The sequence below is a fragment of the Vibrio sp. Vb1127 genome, from assembly GCF_033338735.1.
Lineage (GTDB): Bacteria > Pseudomonadota > Gammaproteobacteria > Enterobacterales > Vibrionaceae > Vibrio > Vibrio alginolyticus.
Window position 1 is genome coordinate 105,093 of the sequence record NZ_JAWOTF010000004.1, and the last position, 24,331, is coordinate 129,423.

The 24,331-nt window shown below is 45.0% G+C and carries 22 protein-coding genes and 1 riboswitch; of the genes, 4 read left to right on the forward strand and 18 right to left on the reverse strand.

Annotated elements, in window-relative coordinates:
• Window positions 1-133: 133 nt before the first annotated feature.
• From R7H07_RS08355 to yfbV, 4 genes are all read right to left on the reverse strand, one after another.
• Entirely contained in the window at window positions 134-928 is a 795-nt protein-coding gene (locus R7H07_RS08355; RefSeq protein WP_042523106.1) for an ABC transporter ATP-binding protein, read from the reverse strand.
• Window positions 925-1,860, reverse strand: a complete 936-nt coding sequence (locus R7H07_RS08360; RefSeq protein WP_012841584.1) for an ABC transporter permease — start codon at window positions 1,858-1,860, stop codon at window positions 925-927. The genes R7H07_RS08355 and R7H07_RS08360 overlap by 4 nt, the downstream gene beginning before the upstream one ends.
• A 174-nt stretch (window positions 1,861-2,034) precedes the next feature.
• Window positions 2,035-3,000 carry an ABC transporter substrate-binding protein gene (locus R7H07_RS08365; protein WP_005380811.1) on the reverse strand — a complete coding sequence of 322 codons (966 nt, stop codon included), beginning with the start codon at window positions 2,998-3,000 and terminating at the stop codon, window positions 2,035-2,037.
• A 330-nt stretch (window positions 3,001-3,330) separates the two neighbouring features.
• The gene (gene yfbV / locus R7H07_RS08370) at window positions 3,331-3,783 is read right to left on the reverse strand and encodes a terminus macrodomain insulation protein YfbV (protein ID WP_005380809.1); all 453 of its coding nucleotides are present in this window, start codon (window positions 3,781-3,783) and stop codon (window positions 3,331-3,333) included.
• A gap of 346 nt (window positions 3,784-4,129) precedes the next feature.
• Here yfbV and R7H07_RS08375 point away from each other — a divergent pair, with 346 nt between their 5' ends.
• The 3 genes from R7H07_RS08375 to R7H07_RS08385 all read left to right on the forward strand — a co-directional run bounded on the left by R7H07_RS08375 (window position 4,130) and on the right by R7H07_RS08385 (window position 8,373).
• A complete protein-coding gene (locus R7H07_RS08375; RefSeq protein WP_042523108.1) occupies window positions 4,130-5,326 on the forward strand; it encodes an acetate kinase in 1,197 nt (398 codons plus the stop codon).
• A 136-nt stretch (window positions 5,327-5,462) separates the two neighbouring features.
• Complete coding sequence (gene pta / locus R7H07_RS08380) at window positions 5,463-7,607, forward strand: phosphate acetyltransferase (protein WP_005380805.1); 2,145 nt, start codon at window positions 5,463-5,465, stop codon at window positions 7,605-7,607.
• A gap of 343 nt (window positions 7,608-7,950) precedes the next feature.
• Complete coding sequence (locus R7H07_RS08385; protein ID WP_005380804.1) at window positions 7,951-8,373, forward strand: hypothetical protein; 423 nt, start codon at window positions 7,951-7,953, stop codon at window positions 8,371-8,373.
• Window positions 8,374-8,487: 114 nt separating this feature from the next.
• Here R7H07_RS08385 and R7H07_RS08390 read toward each other — a convergent pair whose 3' ends face one another.
• From R7H07_RS08390 to moaA, 11 genes are all read right to left on the reverse strand, one after another.
• Entirely contained in the window at window positions 8,488-9,435 is a 948-nt protein-coding gene (locus R7H07_RS08390) for a glutathione S-transferase family protein (RefSeq protein ID WP_054576226.1), read from the reverse strand.
• Between the two features lie 167 nt (window positions 9,436-9,602).
• Window positions 9,603-10,616, reverse strand: coding sequence for a murein tripeptide/oligopeptide ABC transporter ATP binding protein OppF (gene oppF / locus R7H07_RS08395; RefSeq protein WP_005387265.1), 1,014 nt, complete (start codon window positions 10,614-10,616; stop codon window positions 9,603-9,605).
• Window positions 10,595-11,566 carry an ABC transporter ATP-binding protein gene (locus R7H07_RS08400; RefSeq protein WP_206959644.1) on the reverse strand — a complete coding sequence of 324 codons (972 nt, stop codon included), beginning with the start codon at window positions 11,564-11,566 and terminating at the stop codon, window positions 10,595-10,597. The genes oppF and R7H07_RS08400 overlap by 22 nt, the downstream gene beginning before the upstream one ends.
• Window positions 11,567-11,593: 27 nt before the next feature.
• The gene (oppC, locus tag R7H07_RS08405; protein ID WP_017633861.1) at window positions 11,594-12,496 is read right to left on the reverse strand and encodes an oligopeptide ABC transporter permease OppC; all 903 of its coding nucleotides are present in this window, start codon (window positions 12,494-12,496) and stop codon (window positions 11,594-11,596) included.
• 15 nt (window positions 12,497-12,511) lie between these two features.
• On the reverse strand, window positions 12,512-13,432 hold the full coding sequence (oppB, locus tag R7H07_RS08410) for an oligopeptide ABC transporter permease OppB (protein WP_005380786.1): 921 nt from the start codon (window positions 13,430-13,432) through the stop codon (window positions 12,512-12,514).
• A 128-nt stretch (window positions 13,433-13,560) separates the two neighbouring features.
• The gene (locus R7H07_RS08415; protein WP_017633862.1) at window positions 13,561-15,237 is read right to left on the reverse strand and encodes an ABC transporter substrate-binding protein; all 1,677 of its coding nucleotides are present in this window, start codon (window positions 15,235-15,237) and stop codon (window positions 13,561-13,563) included.
• Window positions 15,238-15,768: 531 nt separating this feature from the next.
• Window positions 15,769-16,224, reverse strand: a complete 456-nt coding sequence (moaE, locus tag R7H07_RS08420) for a molybdopterin synthase catalytic subunit MoaE (RefSeq protein ID WP_017821374.1) — start codon at window positions 16,222-16,224, stop codon at window positions 15,769-15,771.
• A 1-nt stretch (window position 16,225) separates the two neighbouring features.
• Window positions 16,226-16,483, reverse strand: a complete 258-nt coding sequence (moaD, locus tag R7H07_RS08425; protein ID WP_005388938.1) for a molybdopterin synthase sulfur carrier subunit — start codon at window positions 16,481-16,483, stop codon at window positions 16,226-16,228.
• Window positions 16,480-16,959, reverse strand: coding sequence for a cyclic pyranopterin monophosphate synthase MoaC (moaC, locus tag R7H07_RS08430; RefSeq protein ID WP_005380779.1), 480 nt, complete (start codon window positions 16,957-16,959; stop codon window positions 16,480-16,482). The genes moaD and moaC overlap by 4 nt, the downstream gene beginning before the upstream one ends.
• Window positions 16,960-16,985: 26 nt before the next feature.
• The gene (gene moaB, locus R7H07_RS08435) at window positions 16,986-17,498 is read right to left on the reverse strand and encodes a molybdenum cofactor biosynthesis protein B (protein WP_005388935.1); all 513 of its coding nucleotides are present in this window, start codon (window positions 17,496-17,498) and stop codon (window positions 16,986-16,988) included.
• A 101-nt stretch (window positions 17,499-17,599) separates the two neighbouring features.
• Window positions 17,600-18,589 (reverse strand): GTP 3',8-cyclase MoaA, encoded by a 990-nt coding sequence (gene moaA / locus R7H07_RS08440; protein ID WP_206959642.1) that lies wholly within the window; start codon window positions 18,587-18,589, stop codon window positions 17,600-17,602.
• Window positions 18,578-18,712: riboswitch (molybdenum cofactor riboswitch) on the reverse strand. Its footprint overlaps the gene before it by 12 nt.
• Before the next feature lie 175 nt (window positions 18,713-18,887).
• Here moaA and R7H07_RS08445 point away from each other — a divergent pair.
• Window positions 18,888-19,784 carry a YvcK family protein gene (locus tag R7H07_RS08445; RefSeq protein WP_017821373.1) on the forward strand — a complete coding sequence of 299 codons (897 nt, stop codon included), beginning with the start codon at window positions 18,888-18,890 and terminating at the stop codon, window positions 19,782-19,784.
• Window positions 19,785-19,921: 137 nt separating this feature from the next.
• Here R7H07_RS08445 and luxU read toward each other — a convergent pair whose 3' ends face one another.
• The 3 genes from luxU to uvrB all read right to left on the reverse strand — a co-directional run bounded on the left by luxU (window position 19,922) and on the right by uvrB (window position 23,990).
• Window positions 19,922-20,266, reverse strand: a complete 345-nt coding sequence (luxU, locus tag R7H07_RS08450; protein ID WP_005380770.1) for a quorum-sensing phosphorelay protein LuxU — start codon at window positions 20,264-20,266, stop codon at window positions 19,922-19,924.
• Complete coding sequence (gene luxO / locus R7H07_RS08455; protein ID WP_005380768.1) at window positions 20,263-21,669, reverse strand: quorum-sensing sigma-54 dependent transcriptional regulator LuxO; 1,407 nt, start codon at window positions 21,667-21,669, stop codon at window positions 20,263-20,265. The genes luxU and luxO overlap by 4 nt, the downstream gene beginning before the upstream one ends.
• Before the next feature lie 290 nt (window positions 21,670-21,959).
• Window positions 21,960-23,990, reverse strand: a complete 2,031-nt coding sequence (uvrB, locus tag R7H07_RS08460; RefSeq protein ID WP_017636056.1) for an excinuclease ABC subunit UvrB — start codon at window positions 23,988-23,990, stop codon at window positions 21,960-21,962.
• Window positions 23,991-24,331 lie beyond the last annotated feature (341 nt).

The following is a 24,331-nucleotide window of genomic DNA, read 5'->3' on the forward strand; positions in this document are numbered from 1 at the left end:
CTCCTCGTCATCGGATATGCCACTATGTTATTGAAGAATTAGAGACAAGAAATCCTCCCTGCGAGTTGACATATCAGCCAATTTTCCCAAGGAGGATCACACTTAGTAGGCGTAGTGACTGGTAGGATACTGCTTAGTTCAACAAGAGACTGTCATCGGCAAGCTCTTCACCACGCACTTTGGAGAACATATCCAACAAGTCTGGTACTTGCATGTTAGCGCGCTGCTCTCCAGCCACATCTAGCACAATTTCACCTTGGTGAAGCATTACGGTCCTATCGCCACATGCTAATGCGTCTTTCATCGAATGCGTCACCATCATCACGGTTAAATCGAACTCATCGACAATACGTTTAGTTAAGTCGATAACAAACGCCGCCATACGAGGGTCAAGCGCAGCCGTGTGTTCATCAAGCAATAACAACTTACTCTCCGATAACGTCGCCATCACAAGGCTAACGGCTTGTCGTTGTCCACCGGACAGTAAGCCAATGCTATCGCCCAAGCGGTCTTCTAAACCAAGACCGAGGATGCTAATTCGCTCTTGGAACAGCTTGCGACGTTTAGTAGAGAGCGCCAACCCCCAGCTGCGTTTTTTACCACGCATGTGCGCTAGAGCCATGTTCTCTTCTATCGTCAGTGCACCACAAGTCCCGGCCAATGGATCTTGAAACACTCGGGCACATTGCGTCGCACGTTGGGCTACCGTCTGCTTGGTGACGTCTTTACCATCAATGATCACCTGACCACCTATCATCGGCGTCTCACCTGTCACCGCACCAAGCAACGTCGATTTTCCTGCGCCATTAGAACCAATCACGGTAAGAAATTGATGCTCTGGAACCTCTAAAGAGACGCCTTTCAATGCACGATTTTCCAAAATCGTCCCTGGGTTGAACGTGACCTGAATGTTATTTAGTTCGATCATAATGCCTCCCCAGAACCATTTTTTGATGCCGCTTGTTTAGCATCAGTAACGCGTTGTTTCGCTCTCATGCTCTGTTTTAGCTTTGGAGCAATAAGCGCCACAGCCACCAATACTGCGGTAACCAGGTTGAGGTCTGAAGCTTGTAAACCAAACATGCCAGAGCTCAAAGCGAAAGCCACTGCAAGGCGATAAAGTACCGAACCGATGATGACCGCAAATACCGCAACCCAAATCTTGCGCCCGGGAATAAGGGTCTGCCCCAAAATCACAGCTGCCAAACCAACGACAATGGTGCCCACGCCAGAGGTCACATCCGCAAAGCTGTTCGTTTGTGCAAACAACGCGCCTGCGAATCCCACAAACCCGTTGGATAAAGCCAAGCCAAAGTAGGTATAAAAGCCAGTGCTCGCCCCTTGCGCAGAAACCATACGCGCATTCACACCCGTGGCTCGTAAACCAAGACCAAAGTCGCTGTTCAGCAGGCGAATGACAAAGAAAGCGGACAGAAGAACTAAGACCCCAACAACCAGAGGGCGAATAAACATCGCATCGCCCAATGCTTCAAACGGAGTGAGAATAGTATCCTCTCCAAGCAACGCCATATTAGGTTTGCCCATAATACGAATATTAATTGAAAATGCAGCGATCATGGTAAGAATGGAAGCTAACAGGTGTAAAATACCACACCGAACAGCCAGAAAAGCGGTTACCCACCCCGTCATACTACCAGCTATCATCGCCATTATTGTCGCAAGCCAAGGATTAATACCTGCGACAATCGCCGTTGCAGCTACCGCAGCTCCCATTGGAAAGCTGCCATCCACACTCAAATCGGGGAAATCGAGAACACGGAACGTAAGATACACACCCAGAGCGACTAGGCCATAAATCAAGCCAATTTCGAGTGCACCAAAAAAAGCAAATGCAGACATAACTGCTCCTTTCTGCATGCTCAGGCTGGCTAATACCAACCTGAACTTAAGACTTCTAACGTATACTCCCCTTCTTCTCTAGCAGAATGCTTTACACGAGAAATCTGGCGAGTATCAATTTTGGGGCAAGCCTCTATCAACCAACGTGACAGGCTTAACCCCAAAAAGCGTTACTTATTGCATGCTTGTCGCACGTTCAATCACAGAACTTGGCAGCTTGATACCGAGCTTAGATGCTGCGCTTTCATTAATTACAAGGTCAGAGCCCGTCGCGACTTTTACATCCAGCTTGCCTGGTTCTTGACCATCAAGAATCGCCGCCACGTAATCCGCGGTTTGTACACCAACCTGGTAGTAGTCAAAACCTAAGCCTGCAATTGCACCCTTTTCGACATACGACGTCGCGCCACCAAATACAGGTTTCTTCGCTTGATTCGCTGCCACAATCATCCCTTCAATCGCACTTGCAACTGTATTGTCTGTTGGGGCGTAAAGAATGTCTGATTTCGCTGCAATCGCTTGAGTCGCAGACTGAACATCAGCACTTTTTAGTGCGGTCGCTTCAACCACTTGTATGCCTTTTGCTTTTGCGCTTTCTTTTAGTAATTCAACTAAAGTCACGGCATTAGCTTCACCGGGATTAAATACAACCCCGATGCTTTTCACCTGAGGAAGAATTTCTTGGATGAGATCGACATGCTGAGCAACGGGTGAAAGATCAGACAGGCCAGTTACGTTTTTGCCTGGTTGTTCCATCGACTTAACCAATTTCGCACCAACCGGATCTGTTACCGCAGTAAAGACAACAGGAATAGAGCGAGTAGCCGACACCAAAGCTTGTGCCGAAGGTGTCGCGATGCCAACTAACACATCAGGATTTTCACCGACGTACTGACGGGCAATTTGCACCGCAATCGCTGGATTACCCTGTGCGGTCTTATAATCAAATTCTAGATTTTTGCCTTCTTCGTAGCCTTTCGCTTTCAAACCATCAAGTAACCCTTGGCGCGTCGCGTCTAACGCCGGGTGTTCGACAATCTGTGAAACTGCGACAGTTGCAGTGGCGGCCAGTACATTGGTAGAAGAGAAAATAGCAGTAGCTGATAGAACGGCGGTGGCTAATAAACGTTTCGTTTTCATCATAACTCCTTGATGTGACTTCGTCCTTGTTTCACGAGCTTTCAATATGTGTATCGACTCGTGAATTCAAATGTTTGAAGGCGGTATTGTTGTGTTCGTATAACTGTGCACTTCTTGCGCATCTTGTTTTTATTATTACTACTAAGTCTTAGTAAAGAAAAGAAAGATTTAACACTAAAGCAACATTTGTGATCGGGGGGACTTCTTCATCCGGAAAGAATCTTTGGCAAACAAAGCTTCGCTCGCTTCATCAACGACCGTCAAAGTAGGTAATAGAGGCAGGATCAAAAATGGAGCGGCCAGTGCACACTCCATTTCAAACAATTTAAATTAGAACCAACGCTCTAATGACGATTTATCGAGCTGGCGAAACGCTCGGTTCAATATTATCGCAAGCTCTTTGTAACGAGGGCGAGCTTTGACAGGCTCTAATGCAAAACCTGTTTCCACAATTTTTTGATGCAACTCCCGATACCAAGAGGCCAAAGAAGGCGGCAATTTCGTGTTGGACCGAGCACCAAGCCACCAAATGCCTTGAAGTGGCAAGCTAATCGCAAACAAGGCGACAACAATGGATTGAGGTAAAGCGTGGTAATTGTTGAATGCCATTTGAGTGAGTACGCTGATCGCAGCAACAGCTGGCATGACTTTAATGCCAAAGCGAGTCGCCTTAATGATACGCTGTTCCGGAAATATGGCGCTTAGCTCTTTACGAACCGGCCAGATCTCCATGTAATTCTGGCCATCTTTCAGGCTATGGATCAATCCGACTTTATTACTCATACCGCTCTCTCACTAAAAAATAGTTGAACATTTCAACTGAAGGTACAAAAAATTGATGAAAGTTAATATTCTTTCAAATTTTTTTTGTTATCATTGCTTATTATCGCTATCCTTTGCAGACCCTCAATCTCATTGTTGCTGTTATTTACAATTTAAGCAACTCCGAGATATCTATCTGCACGGATCGCATCATAGTGATGGAAGGGTTCATCACTATTTCTTTATATGGAATTAGAACAATTTTTGACCAGGATTAGTACGCAGCCTTCTGGGTATCGGCTATTCTTGTGATTAATTTTTCATTCTTTAACTGATTTTTTATCAGACGAATAACAGGTAGTCATACATGTCTAAGCTAGTTTTAGTTTTAAACTGCGGTAGTTCTTCTCTTAAATTTGCCGTTGTTGATGCCGAGAACGGCGACGAGCACTTGTCAGGTCTTGCTGAGTGTCTTCACCTTCCTGAAGCTCGCATCAAGTGGAAACTTGATGGCAAGCACGAAGCTCAACTAGGCAATGGTGCAGCTCACGAAGAAGCACTAGCGTTTATGGTAGAAACTATTCTTGCTTCTAAGCCAGAGCTTAAAGCTAACCTAGGCGCAATCGGTCACCGTATCGTTCACGGCGGCGAGCAGTTCACTCAATCTGCACTAATTACTGATGAAGTTCTAAAAGGTATTAAAGACGCTGCAACATTTGCACCTCTTCATAACCCTGCTCACATCATCGGTATCGAAGCGGCTAAGAAAAACTTCCCAGAGCTGAAAAACGTTGCTGTATTTGACACTGCGTTCCACCAAACTATGCCTGAAGAGTCTTACCTATACGCTCTTCCATACAACCTATACAAAGAACACGGTATCCGTCGTTACGGCATGCACGGTACTTCTCACTTGTTCATCACTCGTGAAGTTGCAGGCCTACTAAACAAACCAGTTGAAGAAGTAAACATCATCAACTGTCACCTAGGTAACGGCGCATCTGTATGTGCGATCAAGAACGGTCAATCTGTAGACACTTCTATGGGTCTTACTCCACTTGAAGGTCTGGTAATGGGTACTCGCTGTGGCGACATCGACCCTGCTATCGTCTTCCACCTACACGACGCTCTAGGTTACTCTGTTGATCAAATCAACACGATGCTAACTAAAGAGTCTGGTCTTCAAGGTCTAACTGAAGTGACTTCTGACTGTCGTTTCGTTGAAGACAACTACGGTCAAAAAGAAGAAGCAACACGCGCAATGGACGTGTTCTGTCACCGTCTAGCTAAATACGTTGCTGGCTACACTGCTTCAATGGAAGGCCGTCTAGACGCAATCACTTTCACTGGCGGTATCGGCGAGAACTCTGGCCCTATCCGTGAAATGGTTCTAAACCGTCTTGGCATCTTCGGTATCGAAGTAGATAGCGAAGCTAACCTTAAAGCTCGCTTCGGCGGCGAAGGCGTTATCACGACTGAAAACAGCCGTATCCCTGCAATGGTTATCTCTACTAACGAAGAGCTAGTCATCGCTGAAGACACTGCTCGCCTGACAGGTCTTTAATTGAATTCCTGGCTAGCCACTCGGCTAGCCAGATTTTCATTCAAACGAATTTCTTAGGGGCTCAACTCCTATTCTTCGAGCTTCATGGAATAAGAGTTGAGCTTTTATCCCCCAAATAGCTAAAGGTACTCTACGAATGTCTCGTACTATTATGCTTATCCCTACTAGCGCAGGCGTTGGCCTAACAAGCGTTAGCATGGGTGTTCTTCGCGCTATGGAGCGTAAAGGCGTTAAAGTTTCTTTCTACAAGCCAATCTGTCAGCCACGTTCAGGTGGTGATCAGCCAGATCTGACTTCAACTATCGTTGGTCGTAACAGCGATATGAAGATCGGTGAACCAATGGCGATGTCTGTTGCTGAAAGCCTAATCGGTAACGACAACATGGACGAGCTGCTAGAAACCGTTGTTGAACGTTACAACCAAATCAACAAAGACGCAGACGTTACGCTAATCGAAGGTCTTGTACCTACTCGTAAGCACCCATTTGCAAACCAAGTAAACGCGGAAATCGCGGCAACACTTGGTGCAGAAATCGTGCTAGTTGCGACTCCAGGTACTGATAACCCTGCGCAACTGAAAGAGCGTATCGAAGTAGCATGTTCTAACTTCGGCGGCACTAAAAACAAAAACATCTCTGGTGTTATCATCAACAAGCTAAACGCTCCTGTTGACGAAGCTGGCCGTACTCGCCCTGACCTATCTGAAATCTTTGACGATGCAGACAGCGCGAAACAAAACGAATTGAAAGTGATGGAAATTTTCAACACTTCTCCAATTCGTGTACTAGGTTGTGTGCCATGGAGCATTGATCTGATTGCGACTCGTGCAATCGACATGGCTAAACACCTGAAAGCAGATATCATCAACGAAGGTGACATCAACACTCGTCGCATCAAGAGCATCACTTTCTGTGCACGTTCTCTGCCAAACATGATTGAGCACTTCAAACCGGGTTCTCTACTTGTTACTTCTGCAGACCGTCCTGATGTTATCGTTGCTGCTTCTCTTGCTGCAATGAACGGTGTGGATATTGGTGCAGTACTGCTAACTGGCGGTTACGATATCCCTAGCGAAATCGAAGGCCTATGTAAACCAGCATTCGACACTGGTCTACCTATCTTCAAAGCACAAGGTAACACTTGGCAAACGTCTCTAAACCTACAGAGTTTCAGCATCGAAGTACCTGCAGACGATAAAGAGCGTATCGAGTTCATCAACGAACACGTTGCTGGCCACATCGACGGTAACTGGATCGAGTCGATGACTGAAGGCACTCAGAAGTCTCGTCGTCTAAGCCCACCAGCGTTCCGTTACCAGCTAACTGAACTTGCTCGTAAAGCAGGTAAGCGTATCGTTCTTCCAGAAGGTGACGAACCACGCACAGTTAAAGCAGCGGCAATCTGTGCTGAACGCGGCATTGCAGACTGTGTACTTCTAGGTAACCCAGATGAAATCCGTCGCGTAGCGGCTCAACAAGGCGTTGAGCTAGGTACTGGTGTAACCATCATCGATGCAGATGCTGTTCGTGAAAACTACGTTGCTCGCCTAGTTGAGTTGCGCGGTGCGAAAGGCATGACTGAAGTTGTGGCTCGTGAGAAGCTACAAGATTCAGTATTCCTAGGCACAATGATGCTTGAGAACGACGAAGTTGACGGCCTAGTTTCTGGTGCTGTTCACACTACGGCGAACACTATCGTTCCTCCGTTCCAAATCATCAAGACGGCACCAAATGCGTCTATCGTATCTTCAGTATTCTTCATGCTTCTGCCTGATCAAGTACTGGTTTACGGTGACTGTGCAATCAACCCAGATCCAACTGCTGAACAGCTTGCTGAAATCGCTATCCAATCTGCTGACTCTGCAGCAGCATTCGGTATCGAACCACGCGTTGCAATGATCTCTTACTCTACTGGTGAATCTGGTAAGGGTGCAGACGTTGATAAAGTACGTGAAGCAACAAAACTGGCTCAAGAGAAACGTCCTGATCTTATCATTGACGGTCCTCTACAGTACGACGCTGCTATTATGGAAAACGTTGCTGCTTCTAAAGCACCAAACTCTCCAGTTGCAGGTAAAGCGACAGTATTTGTATTCCCAGACCTAAACACGGGTAACACGACTTACAAAGCGGTACAACGTTCAGCTGACCTAGTATCTATCGGTCCAATGCTGCAAGGTATGCGTAAGCCTGTAAACGACTTGTCTCGTGGCGCGCTAGTAGACGACATCGTGTACACCATCGCTCTAACAGCTATCCAAGCAGACCAAGAAGCTAAATAATCGCTTCTGACATCTAGTTAGATATAGATACAAAGCCCTCGATTCGTCGAGGGCTTTTTCTATTGCTGGCCAGAACACTTATTTGTTTTTTATACCAATCACTGCACAACCTATAATTACTGGTGCACAAAGCTTTTCTCCCTATCGCCCCCCCATACCTAATCGATATTGCTCGTGCTTGTTCTTACACCGATTGACCCACTCCCCAAAATGCATTGGCTCCAAAGCAGCACGGTCCCTGTTCAATTTATCGACATTATTTACGTTTTAGCTAAACTTTTTTGCTAGGAAATACGTAAAAGCTACTGCAATGCACAAACTCATTGACTGCTAAGGAATATATATGAAGGATTTCATCAATACATCACTGATAAAGTTTGGTTTAGCTGCGTTTCTGATTAGTTTTTCTTCATTCAGCTTTTCCGCCCCGAGTATTAAAGGCGTCGATCAAGATATGTCCGGAGGAACGGTGACCGCTGAAATGGCTCATGCTGATGACAATGGGTGGATGGTTGTCCACCGAACAGACGAATCAATGAAGCCTGGTCCTGTTATCGGCTACGCTCCGTTAAAAATGGGAAAGAATGAAAACGTAAATGCAATTTTGATGGAACCAGTAGAATCAGGCGATATGCTGATGTTAATGGTCCACGGAGAGAAAGGTGGCATGAAGACTGGTGTGTTTGAGTATACGCTCGGCGCTAAAGAGGACGGTCCTGTAAAAGTGGACGGAAAGCTAGTGATGGACATCGTACGCGCTAAGTAAGGTGGCGATGAATGAAAAAGTAAACTTCCTACTCCCGGTATTTAGATGACACAAAAGTACTTAACGGTATTGCTAACCGTTAAGTACTTTTTCATTTGCGATGGAAGCAGCAAACTAGCCAATCCTTTCTCTTCCATGAGGAGTATTTAGGTCTAAATCAGGCCCTTTTGGTACAACTTGCGTCGGATTAATCCCAGTGTGGCTGAAGTAGTAGTGGCGTTTAATGTGATAGAAATCCGTCGTATCTTCGACGCCTTTTACTTGATACAACTCTTTTAAGTAGCCTTGTATATTTTCGTAGTCTGCGATGCGCTGCTTGTTACACTTGAAATGCCCCACATACACCGCATCAAAACGAATAAGAGTCGTAAACAAACGCCAATCCGCCTCAGTAATTGTGTTCCCTGCTAAGTAACGATGCGTCGCTAGGTGAGCATCGATTTTATCTAACGCATTAAACAAAGAATCAAACGCTTCTTCATACGCCTCTTGTGTAGTCGCGAAGCCACAACGATACACTCCGTTGTTGACATTCGGATAAACAAAATCGTTCCACTCATCAATAACGTGTTTTAGATGTTCTGGATAGTAGTCGTCGTGATTCCCTGTTAACGCATTGAATTCCGAATTGAACATGCGAATGATCTCTGACGACTCGTTTGACACAATAGTATTGGTCTTTTTATCCCAAAGTACAGGCACGGTTACGCGGCCCGTGTAATCGGGTTTGGCCTGCGTGTAAATTTGATACATACGCGTGTGACCAAACAATGGCTCAGGAAGCCCCATTTGCCAACCTTGGCTGAGCATATCAGGGCAAACGACCGTGACATCAATATGTGGTTCTAAACCTTTCAGCTTGCGGAAAATGAGGGTTCGATGTGCCCAAGGACAAGCAAGAGAGACATACAAATGGTATCGACCGGACTCTGGTGTAAACTCCGCATCAGGATCGTTTTTAACCCAGTTACGGAATCCGGCATCTTCGCGCACAAATTTGCCACCATTTGATTTTGTGTCATACCAGACATCTTGCCAAACACCTTCAACCAACTTACCCATGATTGCTCTCCTCTCGTTCTGTTTGTGTCTATATTAGCGTTTCCTATCAAACAGAGAATCATCGAACTTAGGACATCATGTTCAAGAAATTCGAATGTATAAATCAGACACATAAAAAAAGCGCGACCCGATGAAGGCGTCGCGCTTAAGCCCGTCACAGGCTGAATTTATACACTAACGTGTAAACAAGATACCGCGTGAACGTCATTACCTAAAATGGTTGGCTTCGTCTTCGCACACTCTTCGGTTGCTTGTGGGCAACGAGTGCGGAATACACAACCCGACGGTGGGTTGATAGGTGAAGGAAGATCACCCTCTAGCATTTGGATTTTCTTATTGCGCTCAATATCCGGGTCCGGGATCGGAACCGCAGACATCAGCGCACGCGTATATGGGTGCTTAGGATCAGCAAACAGAGCCTCGGCCTCGCCAAGCTCAACGGCATTACCTAAATACATAACTAAAACGCGATCTGAAATGTGTTTAACGACAGACAAGTCATGCGCAATGAATACCAGAGAAAGCCCTAACTCTTTTTGAATCTCTTTAAGTAGGTTAACCACCTGAGCTTGAATAGATACATCAAGCGCCGATACTGGCTCGTCACAAATGATCATCTTAGGCTTAAGGATAAGCGCACGCGCTATCCCGATACGCTGACACTGACCACCCGAGAACTCGTGTGGGTAACGGTTAATCACGTTAGGTAATAGGCCAACTTTCGCCATCATCTCTTTAACGCGATCTTTCACTTCCTGCTTAGACAGTTCTGGATAGAATGTCTCAAGAGGTTCAGCAATGATATCACCAACAGTCATACGCGGATTCAGCGATGCCAATGGGTCTTGGAAAATCATCTGAATTTCTTTACGCGTCTCACGGCGCTGAACGCTTTTCATTTTAGTAAGGTCTTGACCCAACCACACTACTTGGCCGTCAGTAGCTTCAACCAGACCAATGATGGCACGAGCAAACGTCGATTTACCACAACCTGATTCACCTACTACACCAAGCGTTTCCCCTTCGTATAGTCGAACGTTCACGCCATCTACCGCTTTCAGGCTCGAAGGCTTTGACCACGGCCATGCCGACTTTGAAGCAATGCTGAAGTGAACTTTCAGCTCAGAAATGTCCAGAATTAGTTTTTTGTCTACTGCGTTCATTTGTTCCAAGCCTCCCATTCAGAAAAACATGCACGCTGACGACCATCACCAAATGGTGTCAGAATTGGCGCCTCGCGCTTACAACGATCCATCACACGGTGACAGCGCTCTTGATAAGGGCAGCCCGGCGGTAGACGAAGCAAGTTTGGTGGATTGCCAGGAATGGTCGGCAGAATTTCACCCTCAGTATCGAGGCGAGGAATCGCCTTCAGCAGACCCTCCGCATAAGGATGGCTTGGATTATAGAAAATTTCGTTTACGTTGCCGTACTCCATGGTACGGCCTGCATACATCACCAGTACCTTGTCACACGAACCTGCAACCACACCAAGGTCGTGCGTGATCATGATGATCGCTGTGTTGAACTCAGATTTCAGCTCATTCAACAAGTCCATGATCTGTGCTTGTACCGTCACATCAAGTGCTGTTGTTGGCTCATCGGCAATAAGCAGTTTAGGACGACATAACAACGCCATCGCGATCATTACACGCTGACGCATACCGCCTGAAAACTCATGCGGGTACATCGTGATACGCTTACGCGCTTCAGGGATTTTTACCGCTTCCAGCATGCGTACTGATTCTTCAAATGCTTCCGCTTTGCCCATGCCTTTGTGCAGCATAAGCACTTCCATCAACTGATCACTCACTTTCATGTAAGGGTTCAGTGATGTCATTGGGTCTTGGAAGATCATTGCGATCTGTTCCGCACGCACTTTGTTCAGTTCTTTTTCTGATAAGTTTAGGATTTCTTTGCCTTCAAACTTTGCGCTACCAGAAATAATACCGTTCTTAGCCAAAAGGCCCATGATTGCGAATACGGTTTGAGATTTACCTGATCCCGACTCTCCAACGATACCTAAGGTTTCGCCTTGGTTGAGAGAGAAGTTCAAATCGTTTACTGCGGTTACGATACCATCTTGCGTGGTGAATTCGACGCGCAGATCTTTGACATCTAATAAGCTCATCATTGCTTCCTTAATCTTATCTTTTAATTATCTGTCTTTTGGATCCAGCGCATCGCGCAGGCCGTCACCAACGTAGTTGAAGCAGAATAGCGTCACAACCATGAACACTGCTGGGAATGCCAGCTGCCAGATTGCTACTTCCATTGTCTGTGCACCTTCTTGTAGAAGAGCGCCCCAACTTGTCATTGGTTCCTGAACACCAAGACCAAGGAATGATAGGAATGATTCCGTTAGAATCATACTTGGGATAAGCAGCGTAGAGTATACCGCTACAATACCCAGTACGTTCGGTACGATATGACGAGTAATGATTTTCCAGTTGCTTACACCACACACATGTGCCGCTTCGATAAACTCCTTGCTACGTAGACTAAGAGTCTGACCACGTACGATACGCGCCATATCTAGCCATGCGATAGCACCAATCGCAACGAAGATCAGCATGATGTTACGACCGAAGAATGTTACCAGTACAATCACCAGGAACATAAACGGTACCGCGTATAAAATTTCTAGAATACGCATCATTACGCGGTCAACTTTACCGCCGATGAAACCAGATGCTGCGCCGTAGAGCGTACCAATCAGTACCGCTACAAATGCACCCATAACACCTACCATCAACGAAATACGACCTCCAATTAGCGTACGCACGTATAAATCACGGCCTAAGCTGTCAGTACCAAACCAATGGTCAGCATTCGGTGCAACGTGCATCGCGTACCAGTCAGTATCATCAAATGTGTACGGTGCGATCATTGGCAGGATAATAACCGCCAACGTCATTAGAACAAGAAGGAATAAGCTCACCATCGCCGCTTTGTTGCGCATGAAACGGATACGAGCATCTTGCCAAAGACTGCGACCTTCAATCTCCAAGTTTTCGGAGAATTTCTCAATCGCTTCTAGGTTTTCTTTTTTCGTTAACATAACCAAACGTCCCTGTTAGTAGCGAATTTTCGGGTCAATCATTGCAAGTAAAATATCTACAATCGCGTTGAATAGAATAAATAGGAAACCAATCAGAATGGTTACCCCCATTACTAGCGAGTAGTCACGGTTAAACGCAGCGTTAACGAATAGTTTACCAATACCAGGCAGACCAAAAATGGTTTCGATAACAACGGAACCGGTGATGATACCTACGAAAGCTGGACCCATGTAAGAAACAACAGGGAGAAGTGCCGGCTTCAGAGCATGTTTGATAATGATGTAACGGTAACTTAGACCTTTAGCACGTGCCGTACGAATAAAGTTACTGTTTAGGGTTTCGATCATCGAACCACGCGTGATACGAGCAAAGGTAGCAACATACAGTAGCGACATACCAATAACAGGAAGCACTAAATACTGCCAGCTACCATCTTGCCAACCACCCGCAGGGAAGATATTCCAATGAAGCGAGAATATGTAGATAAGCGCAGGCGCTAATACAAAGGATGGCATTACCACACCAAGCATCGCAGTCGACATAATGGTGTAATCAATCCAAGTATTTTGCTTGAGCGCAGCAATGGTACCGACGGTAACCCCCATTATCAAAGTAAAGATAAAGGCGATGAAGCCCACTTTAGCCGAAACAGGTAAGGCAACCGCGATCAGCTCGTTTACTGAGTAATCAAGGTATTTAAATGACGGTCCGAAATCACCTTGGATAACATTGGTCAAATACGTGGTGTATTGTTCAAATACAGGTTTATCCAAGCCATATTTAGCTTCGATATTTGCCATTACTTCGGGTGGCAATGGACGCTCTGTCGAGAAAGGGTTTCCCGGTGCAAAGCGCATAAGAAAGAAAGATACGGTGATCAAAACCAACATTGTTGGGATCGCCTCAAATATCCTTTTTGCGATGAATTTAAGCATAAACTCACTCTTTCAGTCTGTGACAGTTAAATTAAAGAAGTCGTCCAATTCTTTTGGACTAAAGATAGGCGCTACATGCAATTTCTCACATGTAGGGCCTCATTTTTATAGTTCTATCGAGTTACGAATTACTCTGTGATGTAGAGATCTTTAGAGTAAATCTTGTCTTCCGCGTTATTTACTGGGAAGCCACCAACTTTCGGTGATAGTAGACGTGATTTCACGTACTGGTAGATAGGTGCGATTGGCATATCTTTTGCCATCAACTTCTCTGCTTCTAGGTAAAGCGCTTGACGCTCTTCGTCAGAAGTTGAAGCAAATGCTTTGTTCATGATCGCATCGTACTCTTTGCTGTCGTAGTGAATACCACCAGTAGTGTTATTACTCATCATCAGCGTTAGGAAAGATGAAGCTTCGTTGTAGTCGCCACACCAACCTGCACGAGCAACCTCAAAGTTGCCAGAATCTTTGGTAGATAGGTAAGTTTTCCACTCTTGGTTTTCTAGCGTAACGTCTAGACCAAGCGTCTTCTTCCACATTGAACCCAGTGCAACCGCAAGTTTCTTGTGGTTCTCTGATGTATTGTATAGAAGGTTAAATTCAAGAGGGTTGTCTGCGCCGTAACCCGCTTCTTCCAATAGACGCGCAGCTTCTGCGTTACGCTCTTCTTGCGTCATTTTGCCGTATGCAGGAATTTCTGGGTTGAAACCTGCCGTAATTTCAGGCGTTAGGAAGTAAGCTGGCTTTTGACCTTGACCTAAAATCGCATCAGTCACAATGTTACGGTCAATCGCATAAGAAATCGCTTTACGCACACGAACATCATCAAAAGGCTTTTTCTTCGTATTGAAGATGTAGTAGTAAGTACATAAGTTACCGGTTACAGACACTTCTTGTGGGTGCTCTTTCTTCAGACGCTTGAAGTGCTCTGTAGGCAGCTCGTTCGTGAAGTCGATTTCACCCGCTAGGAAGCGGTTCATTTCCGCTACTTGGTTCTCGATTGGTAGGAAAGTAACTTGGTCAAGCGTCGTGTTTTCGTTGTCCCAGTACTGTTCGTTACGTTTTAGAACCAAACGCTCGTTTACAACCCAGTTGTCAACAACATAAGCACCGTTACCTACAAAGTTCTCTGGCTTCGTCCATTGATCGCCGAACTTTTCAACAGTTGCTTGATGAACAGGTTTCACTGTCGTGTGGCCCATCATCATTACAAAATATGGTACTGCAGTATCTAACTCAACCACTAACGTGTGATCGTCAACCGCTTTAACACCTAACTCGCTCTTATCTTTTTTACCCGCAACAATGTCTTTTGCGTTCTTCATCTTGGTGTATTCCATGTACCAAGCATATGGAGAGGCGGTTGCTGGATCGACTGCGCGTTGGAAGCTGTAAACGAAATCACCTGCAGTGACAGGATCACCGTTTGACCATTTTGCGTCTTCACGTAAGTGGAAAGTGTATGTTTTGTTGTCTTCAGTTTCCCAAGATTCTGCAACACCAGGGATAGTGTTACCGTCCGCATCTTGGTTTACAAGGCCTTCAAGAAGATCGCGAATCACGTGGGATTCTGGAACACCTTGAGATTTATGAGGGTCTATTGTCGCAACTTCTGTACCGTTACCACGCACCAATTCTTGAACAGCAGCAAGTTTTGGCTCTTTAGAATCAGATTTAGCTTCAGGGGCTGGAGCCGGAGCAGGCTCAGCAGCTTGTTTCTCCGCAGGCTTTTCACCACAACCAGCTAGAGCGAGAGAAAGACCAGCACCAATAAATAAAGCGCGCGTGATTTTATTCTTATACATGCGTAAAACTCCAAATTTTTTCGTTAGCATCCATGACTTCTTTGTAAGGGCCTGGAACGGTCAGAGTTTTAGATTTTTTTAGTGCACTTTCTGAGCACAAAAGTCTAAAACCTTACAAAGACTGCGGCACACATTAGCAATCATTGAAGTAATTTGCCATAAAAATGTAGCAAAAAAACCAATAATGCTGACTAAACCACACATATCTAGCAGTAAACTCTAACCCCAAAGCATTCACCAGCCAAATAAAGACCAGAAGCGACATTTAACAGGCGAAACTTTCGATTAATCTGAGTTTAAACCATTTACTAGCATCTTATGCTAGATATTTACACATCATTTAACATTTATGACAAATCAAGTCTAACAAATAATTGTTTATATATTGGGCAAAAAACTTTTATTGTGAAGAATATCACCAGACAAAAGATAGGAAATATTGAAACAAAGTGAGCAATACAATGAAGATAAATACAAAAAAAGCTAAGTACCATTAGCACTTAGCTTTTTTCACTAGAATGCGGGTTAGTTCTATTTTTCCCAACGCTGTGCAGCTTGATGATCGGTGTCGCGCGACTCAACCCAACGATCTTCATTCGTCGTACGCTCTTTTTTCCAAAATGGAGCTTGGGTTTTCAGATAATCCATGATGAACTCGCACGCATCAAATGCCGCGCCGCGGTGCGCACTGGAAACGCCCACAAATACAATTTGATCACCGCTATCCATGTCTCCGACGCGATGAATCACGCGTACACCTAATAGTGGCCAGCGAGACTCAGCTTGATCGCAAATGTCGCTCAAGCTCTTCTCTGTCATCCCCGGATAGTGCTCTAGATGTAAACCAATGACATTATCCCCAAGGTTCATATCTCGAACTTTACCAACGAATGTAACGACAGCGCCGGCAGCCGTCCCTTCAGATAGACGTTGATATTCTTGCTCAACCGAAAAGTCTTCAATTTGTACAGAAACACGAGAATCCATCTTAACCCCCAGTTACCGGCGGGAAAAACGCAACTTCGTCACCTGCTTTTACTTGTGTATCCAGAGGGACGATGGATTGGTTCACTGCAGCAAGTAGCTTTCCTGGCTCGAGCGCTAAATCCCACTTGCCATCTTTCTTAGTGCCTTCTTCCACTAGATGTGCACGAATGGATTCCACCGTTTCAAACGGCCCGTCTAACTCGACACTGTCGATGCCAATCAGCTCTCGAGTTTGAGCAAAGAAAAGTACTTTAATCATGATTCCACCTTAAAGTGACCAGATTTACCACCCGTTTTCTCTAATAGACGAACTTGACCAATGACCATGTCTTTTTGTACTGCTTTACACATATCGTAAATCGTTAGAGCAGCAACGGAAGCTGCCGTGAGCGCTTCCATTTCCACACCAGTTTTACCCGCAAGTTTACATACTGATTCGATGCGAACTTTGTTTTCTGCTTCGATAGCTTCCAGTTGAACTTCAACTTTAGAGAGTAGTAGCGGATGACAAAGTGGAATCAAATCCCAGGTTTTCTTCGCAGCTTGAATACCAGCAATACGAGCCGTCGCAAATACATCACCTTTGTGGTGCTGGCCAGAGACAATCAGTTGAAGTGTTTCTGGGGCCATGTGAACAAATGCTTCAGCACGAGCTTCACGAACCGTCTCCGTTTTTGCTGACACGTCAACCATGTTTGCTTCGCCAGAAGCATTGATATGTGTAAATTGGGTCATTATTTTTCCTTCGCTTTTAGGAAAGGTTATACAGATAGGTGTGGCATGAAGTTACAAGGGCGATGACTTGCATCCAACTGCTGTTTAATAATTTTTGTCCAGCCTGTGCGACACGCACCAGTTGAACCAGGCATTGCGAAGATCACGGTGTGGTTAGCAAAACCAGCAATCGCACGAGACTGAATCGTAGACGTACCGATCTCTTCGTACGACACCATACGGAACAACTCACCAAAACCTTCAACTTCTTTATCAAATAGAGGCTTAAGTGCTTCTGGCGTGCTATCACGTGAGGTGAAACCTGTACCGCCAGTAATCATGATCGCTTGTACGCTTTCATCAGCAATCCATTGAGAAACAATCGCGCGGATCTTGTACATGTCATCAATAACAATTTGCTTGTCTACTACGTTGTGACCCGCTTCTTGAGCATGCTCAGCTAGGTAACGACCAGAGGTATCGTTTTCTTCAGTACGAGTGTCAGATACCGTTAGAACGGCAATATTTGCAGGTTGGAATTTGCTTTCAGCGTGACCCATTTGTTCACCTATTCTCTTAATTAGCTTTGATACGCTTGGTATCGATTCGGAAAAAGTTAGAGCCAGCTTATCAGTGAACTCGCTCTAAAAATTGAATGAAGTTAGCCGCCGATAGACGCGAGGTGTGGCGTCATACCAGTATTGCCATCATGCAAGAAATGGCTTACCGACTTGGTTTGTAACTGCGCCTGGATACGTTCAATAAGCTCACTCTCTTGCTCATCACGTTCCAAAAGATCACGCAATTCTACACCGTAGTCTCCAAACAGACATAGGTGCAGCTTACCCATCGCAGAAACGCGCAGTCGGTTGCAGCTTTCACAAAAGTCTTTTTCATAAGGCATGATAAGACCTATTTCACCCTTGTAATCAGGATGAACAAATACTTGCGCAGGACCATCATTATGCGAGCGCACTTTCAGCAACCAACCATTTGCAATTAGCTGGTTACGAATTGCCACTCCGGATACATGGTGCTTATTAAATAGCTCATCCATCTCACCCGTTTGCATCAACTCAATGAAACGCAGTTGGATTGGACGATCTTTTATCCAGTAAAGAAACGCTGGCAGCTCGTGATGGTTCAGATCTTTCATCAACACCACATTAACTTTTACTTGCTCATAACCGACCTCGAACGCACGTTCGATACCATTCATGACTTCAGTAAACTTATTTTCACCTGTGATTTGATGAAACATACGCGGGTCAAGGCTATCCACACTGACATTAATGTGGGTTAAACCCGCTTCACGCCAATCTGCGACTTGTTTTGCCATGCGATAGCCATTGGTTGTCGTTGCAACTTTTTGAATGCCAGGCGTCGCCGCTACTGAATGGATAATGTCGGTAAAATCTTTGCGTAAGCTAGGCTCACCACCAGTGATGCGCACTTTTGACGTGCCACAATCAGCGAATGCTTTTACGACCCGTTTGATTTCAGGGAGAGATAAAAAAGACGAGTTTTTATTGCCCGAAGGCTTATAGCCATCAGGAAGGCAATAGGTACATTTGAAATTACATACGTCGGTCACAGACAGACGCAAGTAATAAAACTTACGATGAAATTTGTCTTCGAATTGTTGCGCCACGGAACACCTTTCCAAACACGGGAGGCATGGCCATTTCCAATCATGCCCTTGTGACAGTATGCCACTGGCTCAAAACGCTTATCCAAGGACTTAGCAATAGTGAGCTCGGAGTTATGGCAACCAGAGATATGAAATCTCTGATAGCTTTGCGGTGTAAAATACTTAATATTTGTAATGGAATCCAGACTTGAGTGATAAAAAACTCTCTAGAGACACAATTTACCGCTAAGTGAGTACCTTTAAGACACTCCTTAAGATAAATTGTAGCCGTTTTTTATTAGATTATTAGAAGAACATAATGAATATCTACACAGATAAAAAAGTGGTCGCTGTTGGCGGTGGTCATGGCTTAGGTAGAATGCTGGCCGCATTACGAGATTTTGGCAGCAATGCAACTGGGATTGTTGCCACGACTGACAATGGTGGTTCAACAGGAAGAATTCGTCACTGCCAAGGAGGAATCGCTTGGGGAGACACACGTAACTGTATTAATCAGCTCATTACAGAGCCTTCGATCAGTTCTATGATGTTTGAATATCGCTTCAAAGGCACTGGCGAACTTGATGGTCATAATCTTGGTAATTTGATGCTTACTGCACTCGATAACTTATCGGTCAGACCTTTAGATGCCATTAATCTGATTCGCAATATGTTAAAAGTCGACGTTAACATCCTTCCTATGTCCGAACACCCTTCGGATCTTTCCGCGTTATCCGTAGATGGGAAGTGGGTTACGGGAGAAACAAATGTCGACGAAATGAAAGCAGACTTGCGACGTTTGGATCTTTCACCAGAAGTGCCTGCTACCAAAGAAGCCATCACAGCTTTGGCGGAAGCGGACGCGATTATTCTTGGCCCTGGCAGTTTTTTAACTAGTATCATGCCTCCTTTATTGCTGCCTGAACTCGGCAAAGCGATTGCAGCAAACACAAAAGCAAAAGTCATTTTTGTTGCTAACCTGAGTCCAGAATACGGCCCAGCAGGAAGAATGACGATGGCTCAAAAATTAGAATGGTGTGAACGTGCCTGCCAAGGAAGAAAAATAGACGTGGTTCTAACAGAGAAAACCGAGCAAGACGTCTTAAGTCAATGGAATGTAGTGACGGAGTCACTCGCCTCCTCTAACCGAGACTGGCGTCACGATAGAAACAAGCTCAAACTAGCGATTGAAAATCAGCTACAACTTTCTATCTAGGAGCACGTTACCTGACTAGCGCCCTCTTTTAAGTTGTTTATTGATAATGAAAACCCTTCTGTCATCGAAGGGTTTTAGTTCAGGCATCCAGTAAGAACAGATGTTTACTAAGAAAAATGGTTAATAGGAATAAATAGCTACTGTCGCCAAGAGCGATAAGCATCTCGAGTTTCGTGCAAAAGATCGAACATAACCTCTAACACCTCAGACTCCGCAGTTAACTCACCGGCTTTCGCTTTTTTGTCTATGGACATCGCCAGTTCACAAAGGCGATCTGCCCCAAAGCTCGCAGCACTACTTTTCAACGCGTGGCTGATTTCTTTTGAGTAAGCTAATCGCTCTGCCCCCTGTAGTTGGGATAAGTTCTCGATATAGGTATCCATTTCTCCTAGGAAGATATCGAACAGTACAGGTACGTTGTCACTGCCAATTTCCATCGACAGTTCATCTATTTTTTGCTGATTTAATACATTTACACTCATACTTTTTGCCGCTCTTCCTTGCCGTTCCATGCCTGTAACTTGCGGTAAATCGTCGACGGACTGACATCAAGGTATCCCGCCGCTCGAGGAATATTGCCATCACATGCTTCAATCGCTTGCTCGATTGCCATTTTTTCCGTCATCCATAATGGCATAATCTCAGATGCGGTCATCGCTTTCGGCTCAATTAATTTAGCCACAGACGACGGACGGTCAAGCGGTTGATTCAACGGTGGCGGTAACATGTCCAACGTAATCTCTTTACCGTTGTTTAGAACAACGATATTGCGTAGCACGTTTTGTAACTGACGAACGTTACCCGGCCACTCATAGCTGTTGAATCGCTCGATGACATCTGGCGCAAAACGTATGAAGCTTTTTCCTTCTTCGTGTGACATGTAACCTAACAGTGAGTATGCAATTTCAATAACATCTTCGCCTCGTTCGCGTAAAGGCGGTAAATGCAAAGGAATGACATACAAACGATAGTACAAATCTTCACGGAATCGACCTTCTTGTACCTCTTTCCAGGGATCACGGTTAGTGGCACACACAAAGCGCACATCCACGCTCTTCATTTTTGAGGAACCCACTTTTTGGAATGTGCCCGTTTGAATAAATCGTAGCAACTTGGTTTGTAAATCCAAGTCCATCTCACAAAGCTCATCTAGAAAAAGTGTGCCGCCATCCGCTAACTCAGCTGCCCCTTGACGATCATTCGCAGCGCCAGTAAAGGCCCCTTTTACGTGACCAAACAGTTCACTCTCAATCAAATCTTTTGGAATTGCAGCACAGTTAATTGCAATAAAAGGTTTGTCACCACGTTTACTTGCTGCGTGAATAGCCTCGGCACATACCTCTTTACCAGTACCACTTTCACCTGTGATAAAAATACTCGCTTTACTGCTCGCCGCTGAATCTATCGTACGGTAAACCTGCTGCATGGTTTGGCTACTGCCGATAAACCCCTGATAGCTCTGATTACCTGGATTATCGGCTTCATTTTTTAGCTTGGTCGCTTTACGAATTGCATTGTTAACCGTGACACGTAAACGGTCTGCTTCACACGGTTTGATTAAAAAGTCTTGTGAGCCATGACGCATGGCCTCGACAGCGGTATCGATAGAACCGTGAGCGGTCATAAAAATTATAGGTACGTCGGGATGACTCTTTTTAACGGCATGTAAAACGTCCATCCCCGTCATATCTGGCAGACGGAGATCGAGTAAAATAAGATCTGGAATTCGATGATTTAGGCTCTCAATGGCATCCCTACCTGTGCCGACAATATTGATATCTATGCCAAGCGGTGTCAGGTATGAGCGGTACAGAGCCGCAACAGATGCGGTGTCCTCGACCATTAAAAGGTAACGAGACTTTGGGCCTTCGGGTTTTTGTTGCATAACCTAGCTATTATTTTGTTGTGTTTTAAACAATAATCGCATTACGCTTTGCATTTTGCAAATAACATTAGCTAAATTATGGGCAAAGGAAAAAATTCAAAAATAATATCAATTATTTAAAAAGTGGCACAAACCATGCTGTAACGATAGTGACCCCTCGGGTCACCTAGCCAACTGACGTTGTTAGTGAACGATATGTTCACAAAACAAGCCAATAGACCCGACTGCCTATTGGCTTCTTTTTTTACAAGCGACCTAAAATGCTTGGATAGTTAAATCGGTAAGTTTGTTCAACTATTTGCGATGAACTGCGCTCGTAGTTTTTCAATCTCATCACGCTTTTGTGCCGCTAACTCAAATTCTAAATCTTGCGCATGCTGATACATCGCTGCCTCCAGTCGACTGATTTCTTTTTCTAGCTGCTGAGGGGACAGTGCCTCGTAAGTTTGCGAAGGCTCCGCCACTTTCGATAATGGTACCTGTTTAGTGTTACGCTGGCGTTTAGACTTAGTGATATCGCCAAGTTCCATGATGTCTTTGATATTTCGTTTGAGCGCTTGTGGCGAAATACCCATTTCTTCGTTGTACGCTTCCTGCTTCTCGCGACGACGGTTAGTTTCATCCATCGCCTTTTTCATTGAGTTGGTGATTCGGTCAGCGTATAAAATCGCCTTACCTTCGATGTTTCGTGCAGCACGACCAATGGTCTGAATGAGTGAGCGTTCAGACCGCAAGAAGCCCTCTTTATCCGCATCCAAAATTGCAACTAACGAGACCTCTGGCATATCCAGGCCCTCTCTCAATAAGTTTATTCCCACCAGCACGTCAAATTCCCCAAGACGAAGGTCACGGATAATTTCCACACGCTCAACAGTATCAATGTCTGAGTGTAAATAACGTACCTTAACATCATGTTCGTGAAGGTATTCGGTGAGATCTTCAGCCATTCGTTTGGTCAGTGTTGTAACCAGAACTCGTTCATCTTTAGCAGCGCGAATACGGATCTCAGACAATAGGTCGTCGACTTGGGTCGCTACTGGGCGAACTTCCAACTCAGGGTCAAGCAAGCCTGTAGGACGAACGACTTGATCCGCTACATCACCCGCCGATTTTTCTAGTTCGTAATTTCCAGGCGTAGCAGAGACGAAAATCGTTTGTGGCGCTAGTGCTTCAAACTCCTCAAACTTCAGTGGACGATTATCCAAAGCTGAAGGTAACCGGAAACCAAACTCCACCAGCGTTTCTTTACGCGAACGGTCGCCTTTATACATGGCACCTATCTGCGGTACTGTCACGTGAGATTCATCGATGATCAACAAGCCATCATGAGGTAAGTAGTCAAACAGGGTTGGTGGCGGCTCACCTTCCGAGCGTCCACTGAGATAACGAGAATAGTTTTCGATACCGGAGCAAAAGCCCAACTCATTCATCATTTCGATATCGAATTGAGTGCGCTGGCTAATTCGCTGCTCTTCCAGTAGCTTGTTGTTATCTAGAAGCTGCTTTTTGCGCACTTCTAGTTCGACTTTAATATTTTCAATCGCTTCAAGAATGCGATCTCTTGGCGTCACATAGTGCGTCTTGGGATAGATGGTATAGCGCGGCAAGTCTCGTTGTTTGACCACGCCTGTCAATGGGTCGAACACACTGATGCAATCCACCTCATCGTCAAACATCTCAACGCGTACAGCGTCTTGGTCTGATTCAGCAGGGAATATATCAATCACCTCGCCACGGACACGGAACTGCCCTCGCTCAAAAGCAACATCATTGCGCGAGTATTGGAGCTCCGCTAGGCGACGAAGCATATCACGCTGATCAATCACATCTCCACGTCGCAAATGAAGCATCATTTGTAAGTAGGATTCCGGATCACCCAAACCATAGATAGCTGAAACCGAAGCAACGATAATAGCGTCTTTCCGTTCCAATAAAGCTTTAGTGGCAGACAGTCGCATTTGCTCAATGTGGGCGTTAACCGAAGCGTCCTTTTCAATGAAAGTATCTGTTGTGGGAACGTATGCTTCAGGTTGGTAGTAATCATAGTAAGAAACAAAATACTCAACCGCATTATTAGGAAAGAATGACTTCATCTCACCATATAACTGAGCAGCAAGCGTTTTGTTTGGCGCAAGTAATATTGCAGGTCGTTGGGCTTGAGCAATCACATTCGCTAGTGTGAAGGTTTTACCTGAGCCTGTGACCCCCAACAATGTTTGATGTGCTAGCCCAGCATCGAGCCCCTCAAGCAACTGATTGATCGCTCCTGGTTGATCGCCCGACGGCTGATAATCGGAGACCAATTCATAGACTTTACTCATACCCTTCCTCAATTTTACTGCGCTAAGGCTGTATATATACACCTTAGCTAATGAAATCTACGTCTATCGAGAATTTAACCATCATTGTTAATAAATTTTCTTGTTTGTCTAGAATGCTATAGCCATACAAAAGTGACTCTGATATAGTACTTCGCCCTAGTTGAAGAGCTACACACATTCTTTACATTATAGTTTCCACAACTTTTCCCCAAAAATTAGCTTAAAACTTTCTTATCCCCAAAAGATTGATTTTTATCCACTTTGAATACCTTTTGATTAACATCGATAAATCTCTGTTTTATTTGCTTATTTTACGCATAACTCTGACTAAAGATTCATTA